The following is an 18,054-nucleotide window of genomic DNA, read 5'->3' as shown; positions in this document are numbered from 1 at the left end:
CGCGGGGGTCCTGACCCCCGCAGCACCCGACGCCGTCCCCGCCCGTACCTTCCAGGTCAGGGCGGGGACAGCGGGTGTTGGAGGTCACGCTCCACTGAGTTCATCTCGATTTTGCACAGCAGATATGTGTGCGTAGACTAAACAAGTCGCAACGCGGGGTGGAGCAGTTCGGTAGCTCGCCGGGCTCATAACCCGGAGGTCGCAAGTTCAAATCTTGCCCCCGCAACTGTGAAGGGCCGTTGACTAGGAGTTTTCTAGTCAACGGTCCTTTTTTAATGCCTGGAATGCGGCGACCCTTGCTCAGAACCTTGCGCAGGACTCCGAAGAACAAGAGAAGTAGGGTTCAAGCGTGAGCTGTTCCCCACCGTGACAGTGGGTTTGCCCGTCTCCTCGGGTTTGCCAACGACTGCTGAGAGGCCTGTGTGCCCCAGACGTAGACGACGTGCGTTTCCATACGTCGTCAGGCATGCGCGTCCTTCAGCCCAGTAGGAGCGTGGTCACAATCCGGGGTAGCAACAGCGATTGCAGGCGTTTTGCTCAAACGTGGTCGAAGGAGCAAATGAGTCTTCACTGAGGTCTTGCTGGCGTTGAATCGTGCCTCAGCCTCACGAAGGACCTGGATCAGCAGGACCGGAAAATATTTCGCAACTGTCGTCCTAGACCAGCTTCACTGGAACTCCCGCAATGCTCTCGGAGGGCGCGCTGCGACTTCTCGTATCTAACGTCAATCAAAAATCCTGATCGACTCGGGTTCGCGGCGACGCACACGGAAACCGTCTGCGCGCCTGACTTTGTGCCCACGAAACAGTCACGATGTTCCGGGTGGGGTTGCACGCGGGTCCAGGAGCGTTCGGGTCGCCTAAACGCTGAGAGAGCGGCATCAAGGTGGGAAGGAGACCATTGACGCTCCATAACATCTGCCGATAGTGATCGATTGACTACGTCTCGAAGGCCTCGCGGTAGGTGGGGCGCCGCCTCCCAGATGTCCGGGACCTGGGTCTTGGCCAGGTCCGGGTATGACATGAGGGGCCTCGGTGGAGCCCCGGCGAGCATCCAGTACACGCAGGCACCGAGGCTAAAGACCTCGCTAAGAGCGCTGTAACATCTTGGCGGGGTCAAACCCGCCATCCCGGCACAGACTTCTGGAGCCATAGTCAAAGGACTTCCGGCGGCGAGCACGACTCCGTTCGGGTCTTCTAGTTGGGCCAGGCCTAGATCGCCGACCAGAGCGTCACCACTTCCGTTCAAGAAAATGTTCTCTGGCTTCAGGTCGCAATGGAGAAGCCCAAAGTCATGCAGTCGCGCGATGCCCTGGCACATCTGACGTCCCCAGCGGATGGCCCTGTCGATGGGCATCCCAACGTGGGGCGTGATTTGCTCCGCGATCGATCCATGCGTGGCCAGGTCTGTGACGATAAAGGGGACCCCGGCTGCGAGGTCGGCGTTCTGCACGGGAAGTAGGTGTTCTCCGGCTACGCGCCGCAAGACCTGCGCTTCCTCCCAGATGCCCAGCGGATGGGACTTCAGGAGCTTCAGCGCAGCAGTAGTCCCACCCAGGTGATGGTCAATGACTTCATACACCTCTCCAAAAGCACCGCCACCTAGGTCGCGAACCTTCTCATATCGGTCAGCGATCATCACTGGAGCCGGAGTGGATGTCATTGAATCATCGTATGCATAATGAAGCATGCGTGCGATGGGACTGGCAACGAGGATCAACGGCAATATGGCGTCCACGTCAGTGGTAGTTCTTAAAGATGTTGGAGGCCCAACTGGTCCCCTGGATCTCACACAAGTCACCGTTGAGACTGTCTTCGACATCAACAGCGGAGTGGGGGAGACGGCCGTCCAGCTAGGAGACTGTGCAAAGAACCTATTGGGACGTTTGCAATCGCTTCAGCCCGAAGCCGTCGTCGTAAGAAGGGCTGACCTGTCGGCGAAGGCGAGAAACACCGAAGGTCCGCGCTTCCGTCTCCTCATGGAGGGCGCGTTGACAGGTGCGGCCCAGCAAATTGTCCCGAACACGGTGATCCGCAATGGCAAGGACTGCGGTACCGCTTATGGGTCGTCAAAAGCTGACCTTGACGGTGACGCTGAATCCGTGAAGGGCGGCAAGTACAAGGAGGCGGCCGCGGCCGCGCTCTCTGAACTCGCTGCTCACCGCGCGAGGGCAGCATCGAATTCTTGAGAGGGTCGAGCACGTGGCGCGAAGTGGTTACGAAGGTTGCCCATCATGGGCCATACTGAGCTCATGGCCAGTTCGCTCAGCCTTCTGGACCGCGTTTTCGGGGCTCAGACAGGCAATAGCACCCTCCGTGGCGAAGAACTCAGCGCCGCTGCCCGCAACCTTGCGGACCGCGTAGCGCACGATGACTGGCGCCTAATGGCCGTGGATGGCGCCGGAGAGCGGATCATCGCCGCAGCACTCGACCTCTCGCCTCAGCTCCAACTTACAGACGCTTCGAGGCGTCTCGACGGTCTCAGCATCATGCTTGTGGCAGGTTATGCTGCGGGGGAGGCGGGCATCCAGCATAAGGCCGGTCTAGCGCGTCGGTTGGGTGCCGTGGCGGTGCAGGTGACGCACCTTGGCCAGGCGAATCGTGAGACAACCGCCTGAAGCCGAACCGTGGATTGCCCGCAGGTAGGTGGCGAGCCGTCGCTTACCTGTTTTCCTTGGTCTGGCCGTGTGGCTGATACGTGACCACTCTTGGAGGACGCTTCTGACACCTCGAAGCCCCTGTTCGGACGGCCATTGGCGCCCAAACAGAGAGCTCAGGTGGGAGACGTGACCTGGTGGCGGAGCAGCTGCGGGACATAATGAGGATCAGGAGGACACAGATCATGGCCACGACGGACATCCGAGAGATCACTCGTCAGCTCAACAGCGCCCTCGGACCGACCCTTGTCGCTGTACGGGGCCGTGTCACCGCACGAGATCTCCCCGGCAGGTGGGCCCGAGCAGACGGGCCTCTACCGGCGCCTGAAGCGCAGGAGAGGCTGCAGCTGGCTCACAGGGCGTGGAGGATGGTCTCCAGCTCGGAGAGCGACGACACAGCGCGTCTCTGGTTCATCGGGGCCAACCCGTGGCTGGGGGACATCTCGCCGGTCGAGGCGATCAGCCGGCTGCGCACATGCGAGGTTATGACGGCAGCTACAGCCATGGTCGAGGACACCTTCGCCGGGTAACGTCCCGCCTAGCGCGAGGTCTCCCCACAGACGGTCATTGGTGCCTGCACAGAGAGCTCAGGTGGGGGATACGACCTGGTGGGGGGAGCAGCTTCTGGAGATAATGAGGACCAGGAGGAAGCTGATCATGCCCGAGCAACCACACAAGCACACCACCAAGACCAAGGCGCAGATGTTCGTTACCCTGCGTCGCGAGATTCTCGCCGCGCGGCTGAAGATCACCCTCGATGAGAGACAGGGGCGCACGACAGCACCCGAGTTGCGCGATCTGGCTGCGATGGATGTGCCACCGGCGAGCTGGGCGATGCCCGATCACACAGCGCGCACAGGGGAGGGGTGACCATGGCTGCTGCTGCCGAGAGAAGCTACGACCCGAACAACCGGGATGAGGTCCAGGCGGTGCTGCGTCGAGAGATCCGCGCAGCACGCCTGAAGGTCACTCTTGACCGAGCGTTGAACCGCCCTACCTCGGCCGCTGTGAAACGCCTGGCATCCATAGGGCTGCCACCATTCGTGGATCCTAAGCCCGCGGGTCAGAGGCACTGATGCACCCTTCACCAGCGTGTGACACCTGATTTCAGTGACACTTTAGAAACCTCGCCGAACACGCGAGAACTCCCGCAGTGCGGCGGCTGCTCGACGGTGCCTCATGAGCACCGAGACTTCGCACGGTGGGTTGCGGGGGAGTCACTGCGCGAGACCCACAAAGCTGGGTGTGGTTGCCGGCGCGAACCCTGCACATCAGTGAGCGTTCAGCGCGAAGGTGGCGGATGAAGTCGCATCAACACCTCAACTCCACCGCACAGGTGGGGGTGCTGCTGGTCAGCGAGCGGGTGCTGCGGCCAGTTGTACCTCCGGAGGCTTCCCTGTGGTACAACCGCGGTACAACATGAAATTGCTCTGACCTGTGGTTTTGTAGTCACCTAGGGCATATGTACCGTTGTACCTTAATTTTTCGAGTGGTTATGAGCTTCTCTCTTACTCTCGATATGCCCAGGAAGTTCCCGAGCTTCAAGAAAACGCGGTCCATCCTGAGAGGCGATCGATTAGCACTCATAAACCAGCAGAAACGACGTACCGCGCGCACGCGGTACAACCACTGCAAAGCCGCTCCCATGTGCTGACTTCGGAGGGAAAAGTCCCCTGGAGCCGGCAAGCGATCGTTCGGGCAGCTGATCACGTCGAGTCAGCTCGCTGCCTGACGGAAGCCTCATCCCCAGCTGTGGGCTCACCTTCCACCTGAGCCCAAGTGAACCTCCACGCCCTCAGCGCGGCCTGCGGGGCTCCTGCGGCCCCCGGCGTGCCGCGCGCGCTTGAAGTAGCTCCTGAAGCCGGAAGGAGGGCCCCGGTGGCATCACCGAGGCCCTCCTGGGCTGATGTGCGCATAGCCTCAGTCTGAGACTGCTGCATCCGTGTCGACGGCATCCTCAGGGCCCTTCGCGCTGGATGCAGGGTTGCGTCGTAAGACGCCCCTGTAGTGCACGCGGTTGGGCACATAGGCCGAGCGCATTGCCGGGTTGGACCCGACGTAGTTGGCGTTCATCCAGTCTTTGAGGTCGTACTCCGTGATCAGCAGCTCTGGCTCGATCATTTTCTGGCCGGGACGATGCTTCTTGTCCTTGTCTTCGTAGTCCCACTTGTCACTGTTGAACAGGAGCGCGCTGAGCGAGCTGATGAAGGTGCTCCTGCCCACCGGGAGCCCCGAGGGGTTGTTCTTCTTGAACCAGGAGATGAAGAGGTCAAAGAGGAACGGGGTCGGCAGCAGATCCCAGACGAACTCGTCTTCGAGTTCGTGCCAGAACTCACGCACCGCGTTGTTCTCGCGCTTGGCCTCTTCCAAGAGGTCCAGGCAGGCCTGGGGTTCGGAGAACTTCGCCAGCGGCATGTGCAGGGCCTCCTTCAGCACGTACTCCAGCACGTCATTGCGAGCGAGGTATTCATCCTTGATGTAACTGCGCTCTACGTCCTCCCCGTCGACCTTTCCGCCGAACCACTTACGGAAGGGGATCCAGAGCTGCCGACGTGCGAAGGAGTCGGACTTGTCCCGGGTCTTGGGGAAGTCGTTGACGCACTGGAAGATGGGCCCGACGAACACGAACTCCAGCGGGTGCTCGTTCTTCCGCTCCAGGGAGAACTTGTCTCCGGTGGCCACCGTCTTGAAGTCCTTCAGGTCATCTGAGAAGGCTCCGACTGGATTCTCGTGAGCGATGATGGCCTGCGCGTGGAGCAACGAGCTCAGGGCGAACCGCTGACCAAAGCTGGCCAGGGGGATGGCAGCTGCCCCCTTGAGCCCCAAGAGATTGTCAATGACCTGGCAGTAGGCGCCCTTGCCGTTGTTGCCCCGCTCGGAGTGTAGGAACAGTGCTTTGTTCCTCTTGTAGTAGGGCCACACTGCTGCGGCGATGCCCTCCCAGAGCAACTCATAGACGCCTTCGTCATCGGTCAGTCCCTCCAGCCAGGTGCTGAAGGTCCACTTTTCACCGTCATGCATCGTGATCTCGGGATCTTCGGCGTCAGGGTTGTAGTTCATGGGGATCTTGTGGACAGCCACATAGTCCGGGGTGAACGGTTCCAGCTCCTTCGTCTCGTGGTTGAAGACCCCGTTGTTGACGGCACGGAGGTGTGGAATCCGTGTGATCTCCTTGATGGGCGCGTGCGCCTTCAGGGTGGCCAGCATGGACTTGACGGCGTTGGCCGACGCGCTGGGCTTGAGTTCGTGGATGAGCTGTTTTATCCGACGACTTCCGGTGGCGTAGATGCCGTGGTCACAGTCGCTCTTGTTCGCGTCGGCGGGAGGAGGAGACCAGATGCTGAGTTCGACGCGATCTTCGTCGCCCTGACCGTTGGCGAAGTCGAGACCGGCGATGGGATACCGGGCCAGCAGCACCTGGGCACAGGTGAGCTCGTCGAGGACCTTGGGCTTGACCAGCTTCGGGTGTTCGCCGCCGTTGAGCTGCTTGTCCCCGTCGCGGCGTGCCTGCTCGCGAGAGAACGCCTTGGAGATCCTGTTCAGCAGGTGGTCGCGGATCTGTCGAAGGCCGACGTCCTGGTCCTTGATGGATTCCAGGTATGAATGCGTCTCCATCTCCACGATGGTCTCTTCGGAGAGCGGCATGAACACGCCACCGAGAATGTTGGAGCTCGTTGTTACGTCGGGCGTGGTGGGGGCTGTTCCGCGCTGTTTCTGGGCAGTCGGGGCAGTGGGGTGATTGAGCTCGGCCGCGGCTTCGATACGGCTTACTAGGTCAGCCGCAGGGGAGGTCGACTCTTCGGTGGGGTCAGCGTAGAATGGGGACATCGTCGATGCCTTTCGTTGAGGTTGGTGCGTCGACTGATAACCGAGAGGAAGTGCTCCAACACTTCTCTCCCAGCTTCAGCCCCGGCCCCCTTTAGGGGGCCGGGGTTTTGCTTTGGGTCTTGACTTGGTTCATTGTTTCACAATTAATGTAATTATGCCTTTCTGTTTGTTTCTGTGAGATACCTGTGGGGAATGCCCGAAACTGGTTCAGGTTCGCGTAGCGACCGTGTGGGCCGCCATGATTTTCATGGCCAGGGCCCACATCACCCACACGACCCCTGTCATGGCGCCCAGGAAACACGCAGCGAAGATCGCCTGGCCCCAGAGGGTTTCGATGTCTGCGAAGATCCCCCAGATCCACTCGCTCAGCGGCGCGACACCCAGAAGCTGAGCAGCCGGTACGACCATAGCGACCAGTGCGAGCAGAACCAGTGCAAACGGGAGCAGCACCATCGACAGCCGGCCGAGGCCTCCCCAGAGCATTCCCGTCTTGACCCTGGAGGCCGTCTCTTCGGCCTTTCCTAGGGCCTCCAACGTCCTGTCCAGGTTCGTAGTACCGAGGGTCGCCATGCGTTCCTCCTGGGCCCGCAGAACGCCGTCCATGCGTGTGATGCTGTCGTCGATCATCCTGTTCATCCTCTTCTCCATCGTCTGGTCGAGGTTCTGCATCAGGATCCTGGCGAGCTTGTCGTGGTCGATGTCCACCGGCGCGCGCTTCCTCCGGACCTCCTTGCCCAGCTGCTCAGTCTCCGAGGCCACGGCCTTCATCTCGGCCTCGATCCGGCGCGACATATTGAGTGCGTCGAGGTCGCCCTGGCTGACGGTCTCCCCGCTGGCCAGCCTCACGGGCTGGCTGCTGAGGAGTTGGTCCTTCAGTGCGCGCACCGCTTCCTTCAGCTGCTGGAGTTCGTTCCGCAGCTTCTCGGCGTCGTTCTTCGAACTCTGCTCGGATCGACTCTGCGCTGAGATCTTCGCCAGAGACTTCTCGATCGAGGTCATCATCTCCTCGTTCATCCGCTGTCTCGCGGACAGGTCGGTCAGTCCGTTCGTCAGCGTCATGAGGCCCGAGGGGTCGATCTTCGGCGTCGAGGTAGATGTCCCCGATGCTGCCGTCGCGGTTGACCTCCTCTGCGGTGAGGAGCCCGATTCCTTGAGTGCCTGCTCCAACTCGTCCGTCTGCCCGTTCTTGTCCATGGATCCCATGCTGCTCGGCCTGCCTTTCTGCGTTGAGTTGTATGTTGCGTTCGAAGAGCCTCTGGGCTCCCTTGTGGGTGAAGTGCTGGCTCAGCGCCGACGCCTTGCGGCGCCGCATCCTGGACTTCTCGGTGGTGTCGTCGAACATCTTGTAGGTCCAGCCGACCGAGACCCTGGCGGGCTGCTCTCCGTCCGAACTGGCCCTGATCTCGTCCTCCCTCTCGACGAGTTCGATGTCTTTCTCTTTGAGGACCTTGCGGTAGCTCGGAGTGTCTACGCTGCGGAGGTCGAGGAGCGATTCTTTGATTCCGTCTCCGAGCTTGCGCTCGTAGCCGTTGATCGTCCCTCCTTCCCGGAGGCTCTCCCAGACCGCCCCGTTGTCCAGGCTCGCGCTGCCTCGTTGGACCACTGAGAGTCCGTTGCGCCGCATCACCCGATCGTTGACCGCCTGGTACTGCCAATACATCTCCTGGCCCTCCAGGGCCCGCCCGGTCTCGTTGCAGTGGTTGATCACCTTGCAATGCGAATGAGGGTGGCCACCCTTTGAGTCCATGTGAACGATCACCAGTACGTCGCTGTTGGGGTGGAGTTCCTTCATGTACTCGTAGCTGAGGTCTGCGACCTTGTCTGGGGTCTCCAGGTCGTTGCGGTCCATCTCTTCTTTGCTGAAGCTGTGGACATAGGACCGGGTCTCGATCTGTCGACCGTGAGCAACCGCCAGATCCTCTGACCTCTTCAAGAACTCCTCGACCGAATCGTGATCGCACCTGATCTCTGCGACCCGACTGGTGCCGTTCTTGATGTTCTCGTTGTACGTCGTGGTCCCACGGATGCCGTTGATCTCGTAGTCCACCGCCGGGCGAGTATTGCCCCGCGGCTTCTTCCTCATGCTTGAAGTGCTCACGCGTTCTCCGCCTTCTGCACCGGAGGCTTGATCTGCGGCTTCCCGACGAGGTCCTGCAGCTGGCGAAGAGATTCCGTGAGTTCAGCCATGACCCCGATGGCCTTGGGAGCGTTCAGCGTCTGGGGTCCCGCCTTGTTCACCTGTCGAGCGATCTGGTTGTAGTTGACCCCGATCCTGGTAATGGCAGTGCGGAGCTCTCGACCCAGCCTGATCTCGTCTGGGTTTGGAAATGATTCCTGCGAGGTCTCGATGGCGGCGGCGATCGAGGAGGGGACGGACTTTCCCTTGATCGCGTCCAGAGCCACGGCACGTACGAATGCTGACGAAGGAATGCCCATCGAACGAGCGCGCGCCCTAACCTTGGTGTCTTCGGCTTCATCGAATCTCACGGTGAGCCTATGACCTTTGCTCGATGGGCGGGTTTCCCGATTCGGGTTTGCCATAGTTTTCAACTCCTTCCCCGAAGAATGTTGTTTCGTACTGTGTAGCAATACATTAACACAGGCCGAAACAACGCGAGCTAGGGACTTGTCTGACAGCGCTTCGCTTGTCTTCCTCGTCCCGCCCGCTGGTAGGGCTCCGCCCTCCCAGACCCGCCCGGAATAGAACCGTCGTTCGCAAGCTCACTCCTCACCCCCCGCTGCGCGGGATCACTTCGTTTACTAATGCCCCGGTCCTCGACCACTGCGGCTCCGCCTCGTGCTCGTGTCCCTGGGCACGCATAGGCCCCAGCGCTGATCCGGTGCTGGGGCCTATGACCGCATCACTGCTGCTGCAGAATCACTGCTGCGGATCGCGCTTCGAGATCCCGCGTGGGTGCAGCTCGCCTCCCTGTCTCGTCGAGGAATCAATCACGCTGATCCTCTTCTGAGGTGCCGACTTCTGAGAAGCCGCCGCAGCGCTGAGGCTGCGCTTGATCCCCTTCGGCGCCTGGCCCCGCTGTGCTGCGGGCCGAGCACTCACGGTGCGCGTCCGCGTAGTGCTCGGCCGCATCGGTGGCGTGGTCGGTGCTCCCACCTTCTTCGGGGCCTGTGCTGTCCGTGCCTCCTGCTTCGGTGGTGTACTCCTGAGCCCACCGGTGATCGCTTCGCGCGCCGTACCAGTGGCAGTGCTCGCGAGACCGCGAGAGATGCTGGTCGGTGATGCCTTGGTGTGTCCGAGTGCTGCTCCCCTGATTCCGCCCCTGGTCGTCGCGCTCAGCGATCCCTTCCGAGGCTGCACGCCACGGGTCGGGTTCTTCGGTGCAGCGCTGTTGATCGAAGTGGGGGAAGGGGCCTTCCTGCTCGGGGTGTTGACCGCACCCGAGCCTGGGTTCTGCCCCGCCGTCTCGATCGTCGATGGTGCTGCTGGCCTCGGCTTCGGCTTTGTCGGGGTTGATGCGCTGGGCGCGGAGGTCTTCCTCTTAGAAGTCGACGGTCCCTGGTGGACGTCAGCACGGCGTGGAGTCTCCGTGCTGGTGATACCGGTGGACATGTCAGGGGTCGTGCCCATCGTGTTTGCGGTGGTGCGTTCCCTGATTCCCTGGACTGAACGATCCTCCGAGGCGACAGGCCTGGACTCCGTGTTCTGCTCGCTGGAGTTGTCCTGCTCGACCTTCTGCTCCTCGAAGCGCTTCTGGTCAGCACGGTTGTCCTGAGTGACCTTCTGCTCGCCACCCTGCTGCTTGGTCACCGTCTCGTGCGCGCTGTTCTCGATGGAGGAACCAGTGATCGGGCGTGGATCGGTCTTTTGGTTCTGTACCGAGACCGCACCTTCGTCCCGAGCCCTTGATGCATCGAGCTCTGCACGAGCAGACTCCGTCGAGCTATCACCGGCCTGGTCGGTGGTCATCGACTGAGAGGACGTGTGGTTCTGACGCTCACCCGGCTGCAGCTCCCGCTGAGGCCGGGTGGTGGTCCCTGCGGTCTCGGCACTCGTCCTCTCCAATGCCGTCTGGGCCTCCATGCGCTCACGCTCAGAGAGCTTCGAACTGGTCCCCCCGAGGTTGGTTGCCCCACGACGTTCCCCGGCCGCCACAACATCATTGCCCCGAGCGATGTTCTGCTCGTTGCTGTGGCTCTGTCGGCTCTTCTCCTGGCGCTGTGCCTCCGTGTGGGGCCTGCCGGTCTCATCAGAGACTGCCAGGCGCCGTGACGACTGCTCGGTCCCATTGGCCCTGCCCGATGTCTCTGTGGTCGCGACACGAGCCTGTGCTTCGGTCGTGGTGGAGGCGTCGGCGCTGCGGGTCGACTGTGTCTGAGAGTGCAGTGCCTCCGGGCGAGCGCGGTCCCCAGTGGCGCCCTTCTCTGAGCGTGCACCGTTGGTCCCGTTGAGGTTCTCCGGGCCATAGCCTCGACCATCGATGGACAGTCCTGACGCGCGGACCTTCTCTCCAAAGCTCTGCTCGTCAGAGGCATAACCCATCGTGGCGGTTCCGTAGCGTCCCTGCGGATCCCCGGGGCCCCCCTGATGGTCTGGACCCGAAGAGCCGCCGCGACCTCCCGACAATGCTGGAGTGTCGCCAGGGCCCAACGCGCGCCGGCCACCGCCCATGCCACCACCGTTGCGTCCCATGCTCGGTCCCGTCGTGATGTCTCCCGGGCCGTTGGAACCCGGAGCGTCAGAGTTAGTGCCCGAGACGTTGGAGTTGGTGGTGGGGTGTCCGCCCCTGCGGATGCGGTTGTGTGCGGTTGCGCTCATGCCGGCACCGACCCCCGAGGCGACGCCGTGGCCCATCCCACTCCCAGGGCCCGCTGTAGCGGGGGTCGAGTCCACGTCCATGAACTTCTCCACCAGCTTGGTGACTGCTTCGTCGGCGGCCTTGATGACTGCCTTGCGGGTGCGCAGCGCTGTGACGGTGAACGCGAGCAGCGAGACGATGCTGATGAACGTCACGATCATGGTGAAGGCGGGTCCACCGGTGATGAATGCCAGGAACCCAGCGAGTCCAGCGATCACTGCACCCTCACCATCGTCGTTGAGGATCCCGCTGAGTGGGGCCTCGATGATCTGGGGCAACGACAGCAGCATCTCGATGATGAACACATAGAGGAAGATCGTCAGAAGGATCTCCAGGATCGCGGCCACGCTGTAGATGACCACCTTCGCAATGCCGTGGAGAGCACCCAAGGTCGCGAACGGGATCGCTGCGATGATCTGGAAGCTGCGCTTCAGCGTCGTGAAGACCATGGCGAAGGCGAACACGAAGCCGAGCACCACGAAGGCAGCGAGCAGGAACGTGGCGTTGAGCCAGTAGAGCAGGCTCATGGTGCCGGTGCCGACCAGGTTCACCGAGGTGTGCATCTCCCGGGTGGCCTCGGACATGACGTTGCCGCTGCCGTACAGGGTGAGCTCGCTCTCCCCGAAACCGGTGTTCAGGTAGTTGTACATCGCCAACGAGGACATGTTGCAGTTCGCGGGAGCGCCGAGATTCGATCCGTAGGACATCCCACAGTTAGTGATCGAGGCGATGTTGCCCTGGTCCGTCCGGAAGGCCAGGACCCCGTCCCCGTCCTCGCTGGTCTGGAGCCCGGTGGCCTTCTCGCCCACAGAGACGACGGGGTTGCCCGCAAGGACCTCCGCGTTGAACGTTCCCCCAGACTCGGACCAGAACTGCGCGCGCTGCGCCATGTTCTGGAAGAGCCCGTCGATGGGCGAGGTCGTGTAGGAGCCGGCGGTGATGTTGCGGAACCATTCGACGACGGTTTCGGGGGAATCCATCCGATCCGACCACCAGGACTTGGTGCCTGTCTCATAGGCCGACGCAGTGATCTGCGCACCGCTCATGTGGCGCTGCAGCATGTCGGTGATGGTGCCGAAACCGGCCTCGTCGACGTTCGCGTCGTTGGAGTCGATCGCTGCCTGTGACCAGGCTGCGGGGTCGTCGCTCCCGACCACGCGTTCGAGATCGAAGTTGTGCGTCTGGTTGTTGATGGCCAGAGCAGTGTCCCGGGCGTTGCGCAGCGAGTCCCCGGAGGGTCGACCCTCGCTCACGTCCCACTCCACGATCGCGCCTTGGGCCGGCACCGCTAGGCGACCATTCTTGGCCCAGCCTTCGAAGTCCACGTAGGTGCTCGCAATCACCTGGGTGCCTCCGGTGCGTCCTGCGCTAAATCCCTCGTTCATCGTGTCGAGGGTGGCGGTGAACATCGAACCCAGCAATGGCAGACCGAGCCCCATGAACAAGAGTCGGATCAGCAGCTTCTTCAGTGCTGATCCCTTGTCGAGCTTCTTGAAGAAGACGATCCCCACGAGGAAGAGTGCGATGAACATCGGCACCATCGTCTGCCAGGCCATGGCGTCGAGGAAGCCGTACCAGTCGGCGATCCATGATGAGAGGCCACTGAGGAAGCCTGGAAGCTCATCGGCTCCGGTGGTGTACTGACCCCCGACCGTCTCCCGGATTGCTTCGTCGAAGAACCGGAACGGGTTGAGGAAGCTCAGGGTCGAGAGCACCGCGCGGAAGAGGAAGTCCACCGCGTAGGTCAGCAGGAAGAGCAGCAGCATGATCCCACCGCCGATCCAGCTGGTGATGTTCGACGAGAGGCCGGTGCTGGTGCCGTCGAGACCCATACCGTTGAGCGTGGCGCCGAAGAGGGCGAACTCCTGGAATCCTTGGCTGGCCGGCTCGGAGGAGTTCCCGTTCTCGTCGGTCAGTCGGATGTTCAGTGCCCCGTAGTCCATCGTGTTGGAGGAGGCCGACAGCTGCGAAGTGATCCAGCTCTTGTCGGAGTCTGAGTAGCCCAGGAAGGATCCGGCAGATCCGGGGTTCTGCAGGATGGTGTCCCAGCCTGCGTCGCTCCATTCCACGCTGTCGTCGTCGGGCTGCTGGGCAGTGGAGAACAAGTCCATCAGCGATGCGGAGACGCTGTAGAAGCTCAGGCCCTCGACCTCGTCGGTCTCCTCTGCGTGGGCGGCTCCGGAGAGTCCGAAGACCGTTGTCAGGCCCAGCAGAAGCATGATCAGCACGCTGACCACGCTGCGACGCAGAGTGGTGGGGCTGAAGAGAGCCCGCTTGGCGGTGTGCGGGCTCATTTTGCTCCACCGCTTTCGTTGGCGCGCAGAAACGCTTCCAGAGTCTCGATGCGGTAGACCACGGTGCGGCCGAGCTTGACGTATGCGGGCCCTGTGTCGCGGCAGCGCCACTGCGCGAGCGTGTTCTCGGAGAGTCCCAGGAACTCTGCTGCGGCGGGAGGCTTTAATGCCCCCCTGGAGATGCTGTGAATATCAGACACTCCTGATCCGTATTCACGCATGGGATTCTGTTCACAGGCGACGGACATAATAATTCCTCGTTCAATCTGGCGGGAAAAATTGTGTCGCCCTTGGGGCTGACCGGGTGTATATTAAAGACATTACGGAACACCTGTAAGAATTGCAATATAGGTCCAGACAACGAAAAAACCACAAGTTCACTCCCATGGAAAGGGCTTCCTATGAAGGCTCATCTGACACCAATCAAGCTCGTCCTCGTCGCTATGCTGTTCTTTTGGTCCACCGTCATGATGCTGGATTATGTCCCTGGCCTGACTGGTTCACTGATGGCGGCACCCCTTGCAGCGCTTGGCTTCTTTTCCATGGGCTGGGGAACGATTCTTCTGAGTCGCGAAGAACGAGCCGCCAAGCAAGTCGAAGCCGCAGAAGCGACTGATATCTGAGGAGATTCAATGAAGACCAAACACAGCTTTCTCGCCCTCTCGGTGGTCCTGCTGCTGGCTGGGACTGCCTGCTCTGCTGATGAGGCTCAGGCTGAGTCGCAGGAGACTCCTGCCCAGAGTCCAGAACAGTCCTCAGAGGAAGCCGAGGCTCAGGACTCGGAGCATCCACAGGAGACGGAGACGCTCCCGCCCGCCGATGGTTCGGGATTCGAGCCCATCCCCGAGTTCGAGTACTCGGTAGACGGCGGTTCTGGTGTCCCCGCCATCACCGAGACTCATATCGAGATCTATCGCGACCTCGTTGCCTTCATGGATGAGCAGGGCATTGCCGCCGATGAGACCAGCCTGGAAGAGTTCGGGTCCGTTGGGAACTACGGCCGCGCTGCTACTGAGCTGGAGTACTGGGGTGCTGGGCTGGCCATCCCGAACCACGACAGTGGCGACATGGGTGTCATCGAGGTCACCCTCTCTTCCGAGGACCTGGGCTTCGGTCCTGAGGTCACCCGAGACGACCGAGAAGCATTCGCGGATGAGTTGGTTCGGGTCCTCGTGGAGACGCCGCACATCGACGAAGTGCGAGACGCGCGGGTCACCATCCAGCCCGGCGATGATGTCGATCAGGTCGGAGTCTCCTGGACCGATGAGAACGGGTACTCGTCCGACCTCTGAGCCACCGGTGTGAATTCACGTCTCCTCTGGGCACAGATAAGCCCCAACATCGATTCGGTGCTGGGGCTTATGACTGTGTCAGTACTGGTGCGTCACAGCTGCAGACGTTGCGCTGAGCCGCCGGAGCCTAGGCTTCTTCCGTCTCCCGCGCCCCAGAATTCACAGCTCGTGTTGCGCCTGGCTCCGGAGGGTCTTTGGTGAAGCGGATCTTGAGTCTTCCGCACTGAAACATGAGTGGCACGGTCTGTCGTCGATGCAGTTGTTGCGTCGTTTGAGTACGTTACGTCCATCCGCCAATGGTCGCTTTTCGCGCGGTGAGACGTGTGCCAGATAAGGCACCTTTGCGGGCATCTTCTCCGGGCGGGTTAAACGGGCATCCCAACAGTGCCGCCGTCGATCGGTCTCTAGTGATCGAGTCGCGCGCGGTGAGCTACCGGCTTACGGGCGGGGGATAGCTCGCTTCGTCCGTCTGGCAGGATTGACACCATGGCTGTTGAATTGCGCCCTTGGAGCGATGAAGACGCTCCGGCTCTTTCGCATGCGTCCAGACAAAACCCCGACCTGAACGCCCAGTTCGGTGGCGTCGATCTTTCTACTGTCGAACGCGCCCGTCATTACATCTGCGGGTACCTTGTGTTCACTGAGTCCTGGCGCAACTGGGCTATCGTTTCGGACGGTGTTGCTGTCGGCAACGTCGGACTATCTGCCATCGAACGACGCCACGGCACTGCCTGGGTGTACTACTGGCTCACCGCCGAAGCGCGCGGCTACGGCTTCGCGTCACGTGCCCTCGCTACTGTCGCCGTTGAAGCCTTCTCGGATGGGCTTTTCCGAGTTGAGCTCGGGCATCGGGTAAACAACCCAGCCTCCTGCACAGTCGCTACCCGCGCCGGATTCCCAGCGGAGGGACTCGAGCGTCAGAAGCTGCGGTATGGAGCCGATCGCTTCGATGTGGAGACGCATGCACGTCTTCGCACTGACCCAAGGCCTGCTCTCGAGCTTCTTCTGATTGCGGGCTGAACGATCCTTTTCCGGGTGGATCAATCCTCGTAGGACGCGTGAAGGGTAGCCTCGTCACCATGAGCGGAACACCTCCGGCGCGGCGCATTATCAGGCTCTTTCCTGACTACTCGCGTGACTGGCCTCTGTGGGAGAACTCGACGCCGACTTGGGATGTCGGATACACCACTACGCCGGAAACATACGGGTTGTCGGAGGCTCTTACAGCCGATATGGCTTCCTGGAATGCGCTCTGGGAGCACCACTTCGATCCCATCGATGGGTGGGATGACGGTGTCAATTATGAGCGGTGGGCCGCAGCGGGTGAAGCCATTGCGGCTCGGCTGCAACGTGAAGTGAAGGCCTTCGCTAATGTCCAGTACGAGGGTGACCAGTACAAGCCATAACCGGCCAAACGTTGAATGCTCCCAAAGCTGATCATTCCAGTCAGATTTTCAGGAGCGTGCAGATCGGGTCCGTCTTGCGGGCGCCCGTGTCTTAGTAGAGCAGACGGTGCACGCTGAGGGATCGGTTTGTGAACGACCCGTACAGTCCACCGAGCGGCGAGGCCACGATCTCTCGACAGGAAGGCACTAGGGACCTCTGTATGCTTGGGTCACCGACCAACACTGGCGGCTAGGGTTCCGTCGACGCACTACGGGCGTCGAGTCTGGTTCAAGCGCCGCGGTAGCCCGCTCAAGAGCGGAATTGATCTCAAGGGATAGAAACCTGCAGGAATGGTGTCGGCATCTCACGATGCCCACCCACCAGAAGGTTTCAACACATGTCCCAAACTCCGCCACCTCAGACCAACCCAGCGCCGCACTTTGGTCGACTGATCTACCCGCTCGCATTGAGCGTCGGGGTCAGCTTTGGCGCTATTCTCTTCGGCACCTCCGTGCTGATCACCTCAACCGCGGCCGGCGCAGAGTTCTCCATTGCCCTTTTGTCCGCGGCGTTCTCGGGGTCCGTCCTGACCGGCGCGATCTTCGCCGTACCGGTAGGTCGCTACGGGGACCGTCATGGAATCCGCGGTATCACTGCGCTCGGAGGCACTCTGGTGGCCCTGGGTTTCATCGGGTTCGCTCTGAGTCAGACGCCGTGGCAGGTGCTCGGTTGCTGGTGGGCGTTGATCGGTCCCGGAAGCGCTATGGTGCTCTTCGAACCAGCCTTCATCGGGATCCAACAATGGTTCGACAGGACAGCCAGGAACAAGGCCGCTGGCACTCTGACCCTGATAACCGGGCTGGCCGGACCCATCTTCATACCCACCACCACTTACCTCGCTGAGGAACTTGGATGGCGGGCCACCGCAATCGTGCTCGGCACAGTCGTTCTCATGGTGAGTCTCGCGGTGGCGGGATGGTCCTTGCGCATTCACCCGCCTCCCCCGAGTACCGGCGGGGAGGAAGCCATTACGCCGCGCAAGTCAAAGTCTCTGAGAAGATTCCCCACGGGGTTTGTCCCGCTGACTCTGGGCGTGCTGCTGACGATGGCGGTCCTGGAGGCGTTCAACGTCCACCGCATCGCGCGATTCGAAGACAGTGGTTTTGATCCCACGATGGTGGCCTGGTGGGCCGCGGCTGTTGGATTGCTCAGTCTTCCGGCGAGGTTCTTGCTCCCGGTTCTGGCGAACAGGTTTGACCCGGCGAAGCTGTGGCTGATCATCACGGCACTGATCATGCCCTCAGTATGGATGGCGGTACGCGGGACCGAAGCCTGGGAACTCTATGGGCACTTCATCATCTTCGGCCTGCTATTCGGTGCCTTCATGCCGCTGCGCGCCGTGATCATGAGCGACTGGTTTACCGGTCCGCGTTTTGGGGCACTCATGGGTGTCCAGGCTGTGGCGATCGCTTTAGGCCGTGCCGGCGGTCCTGCGCTGGTGGGCTGGATGGCGGGTTCGCATCTCGGATACTCCACGGCGATGTTCTTACTGTCATTAATCCTGTTGGGTAGCGCGGTGATGACCGCGGTGGCGATCGCGAGACGGTCACAGAACCACTGACCATGAGCTACCAGTACGGAGCTGGCGCGGTGAGACCTCGCCGGGTTGATTGGTCAGCGCCCATGGCCTTTGATGGTCCCAGCTACGCGCGCTGTGTTCCTCAATGCCCGCTAGACCATCCTCCACCGTGCTGTTCTGCTCGATCTCCTTTGCTTGGCGC

16 protein-coding genes and 1 tRNA gene are annotated in these 18,054 nt (G+C 61.4%); 9 read left to right on the top strand and 8 right to left on the bottom strand.

All coding sequences use genetic code 11. The features are described from left to right. The first annotated feature begins 152 nt into the window (after positions 1–152). Positions 153–226 (top strand) — tRNA-Met (locus H4W26_RS05365). Positions 227–621: 395 nt separating this feature from the next. Here H4W26_RS05365 and H4W26_RS14110 read toward each other — a convergent pair. After that, positions 622–1,638 (bottom strand): serine/threonine-protein kinase, encoded by a 1,017-nt coding sequence (locus H4W26_RS14110; protein WP_225939853.1) that lies wholly within the window; start codon positions 1,636–1,638, stop codon positions 622–624. 58 nt (positions 1,639–1,696) lie between these two features. Here H4W26_RS14110 and H4W26_RS05355 point away from each other — a divergent pair, with 58 nt between their 5' ends. Together H4W26_RS05355 and H4W26_RS05350 are read left to right on the top strand one after the other, a co-directional pair. Next, complete coding sequence (locus H4W26_RS05355; protein WP_192591079.1) at positions 1,697–2,188, top strand: hypothetical protein; 492 nt, start codon at positions 1,697–1,699, stop codon at positions 2,186–2,188. 63 nt (positions 2,189–2,251) lie between these two features. Then, complete coding sequence (locus tag H4W26_RS05350; protein ID WP_192591078.1) at positions 2,252–2,617, top strand: hypothetical protein; 366 nt, start codon at positions 2,252–2,254, stop codon at positions 2,615–2,617. A 391-nt stretch (positions 2,618–3,008) separates the two neighbouring features. On the opposite strand, the gene H4W26_RS05345 is transcribed toward H4W26_RS05350, so the two are convergent. Then, entirely contained in the window at positions 3,009–3,161 is a 153-nt protein-coding gene (locus H4W26_RS05345; RefSeq protein ID WP_192591077.1) for a hypothetical protein, read from the bottom strand. A 152-nt stretch (positions 3,162–3,313) separates the two neighbouring features. Here H4W26_RS05345 and H4W26_RS05340 point away from each other — a divergent pair, with 152 nt between their 5' ends. After that, positions 3,314–3,526, top strand: coding sequence for a hypothetical protein (locus tag H4W26_RS05340; RefSeq protein ID WP_192591076.1), 213 nt, complete (start codon positions 3,314–3,316; stop codon positions 3,524–3,526). Between the two features lie 1,050 nt (positions 3,527–4,576). Here the strand turns inward: H4W26_RS05340 and H4W26_RS05335 are convergent. The 6 genes from H4W26_RS05335 to H4W26_RS05310 all read right to left on the bottom strand — a co-directional run bounded on the left by H4W26_RS05335 (position 4,577) and on the right by H4W26_RS05310 (position 13,795). Further along, a complete protein-coding gene (locus H4W26_RS05335; RefSeq protein WP_192591075.1) occupies positions 4,577–6,484 on the bottom strand; it encodes a DNA primase family protein in 1,908 nt (635 codons plus the stop codon). Between the two features lie 207 nt (positions 6,485–6,691). Next, the gene (locus H4W26_RS05330) at positions 6,692–7,243 is read right to left on the bottom strand and encodes a hypothetical protein (RefSeq protein ID WP_192591074.1); all 552 of its coding nucleotides are present in this window, start codon (positions 7,241–7,243) and stop codon (positions 6,692–6,694) included. Beyond that, a complete protein-coding gene (locus H4W26_RS05325; protein ID WP_192591073.1) occupies positions 7,227–8,582 on the bottom strand; it encodes a relaxase/mobilization nuclease domain-containing protein in 1,356 nt (451 codons plus the stop codon). The genes H4W26_RS05330 and H4W26_RS05325 overlap by 17 nt, the downstream gene beginning before the upstream one ends. Further along, positions 8,579–8,971 carry a plasmid mobilization relaxosome protein MobC gene (gene mobC / locus H4W26_RS05320; protein WP_192591072.1) on the bottom strand — a complete coding sequence of 131 codons (393 nt, stop codon included), beginning with the start codon at positions 8,969–8,971 and terminating at the stop codon, positions 8,579–8,581. Before mobC ends, H4W26_RS05325 begins: the two co-directional genes overlap by 4 nt. Before the next feature lie 391 nt (positions 8,972–9,362). Continuing rightward, positions 9,363–13,595 (bottom strand): hypothetical protein, encoded by a 4,233-nt coding sequence (locus tag H4W26_RS05315; RefSeq protein WP_192591071.1) that lies wholly within the window; start codon positions 13,593–13,595, stop codon positions 9,363–9,365. Continuing rightward, on the bottom strand, positions 13,592–13,795 hold the full coding sequence (locus H4W26_RS05310) for a helix-turn-helix transcriptional regulator (protein WP_318779777.1): 204 nt from the start codon (positions 13,793–13,795) through the stop codon (positions 13,592–13,594). The genes H4W26_RS05315 and H4W26_RS05310 overlap by 4 nt, the downstream gene beginning before the upstream one ends. Positions 13,796–13,996: 201 nt before the next feature. Here H4W26_RS05310 and H4W26_RS05305 point away from each other — a divergent pair, with 201 nt between their 5' ends. The 5 genes from H4W26_RS05305 to H4W26_RS05285 all read left to right on the top strand — a co-directional run bounded on the left by H4W26_RS05305 (position 13,997) and on the right by H4W26_RS05285 (position 17,894). Further along, positions 13,997–14,218: a hypothetical protein gene (locus H4W26_RS05305; RefSeq protein WP_192591070.1), complete on the top strand. Its 222-nt coding sequence runs from the start codon at positions 13,997–13,999 to the stop codon at positions 14,216–14,218. Positions 14,219–14,227: 9 nt separating this feature from the next. Further along, positions 14,228–14,887 (top strand): hypothetical protein, encoded by a 660-nt coding sequence (locus tag H4W26_RS05300; protein ID WP_192591069.1) that lies wholly within the window; start codon positions 14,228–14,230, stop codon positions 14,885–14,887. Between the two features lie 486 nt (positions 14,888–15,373). Further along, on the top strand, positions 15,374–15,907 hold the full coding sequence (locus H4W26_RS05295) for a GNAT family N-acetyltransferase (RefSeq protein ID WP_192591068.1): 534 nt from the start codon (positions 15,374–15,376) through the stop codon (positions 15,905–15,907). A gap of 59 nt (positions 15,908–15,966) precedes the next feature. Then, entirely contained in the window at positions 15,967–16,293 is a 327-nt protein-coding gene (locus tag H4W26_RS05290) for a hypothetical protein (protein ID WP_192591067.1), read from the top strand. Positions 16,294–16,670: 377 nt separating this feature from the next. Next, a complete protein-coding gene (locus H4W26_RS05285; protein ID WP_192591066.1) occupies positions 16,671–17,894 on the top strand; it encodes an MFS transporter in 1,224 nt (407 codons plus the stop codon). The last annotated feature ends 160 nt before the right edge of the window (positions 17,895–18,054 follow it).

Origin of the sequence: Nesterenkonia halotolerans, assembly GCF_014874065.1 — a bacterium.
Taxonomy (GTDB): Bacteria; Actinomycetota; Actinomycetes; order Actinomycetales; family Micrococcaceae; genus Nesterenkonia; species Nesterenkonia halotolerans.
The sequence above is the reverse complement of the archived record's forward strand: the minus strand, read 5'-3'. Positions and strand labels throughout refer to the sequence as shown.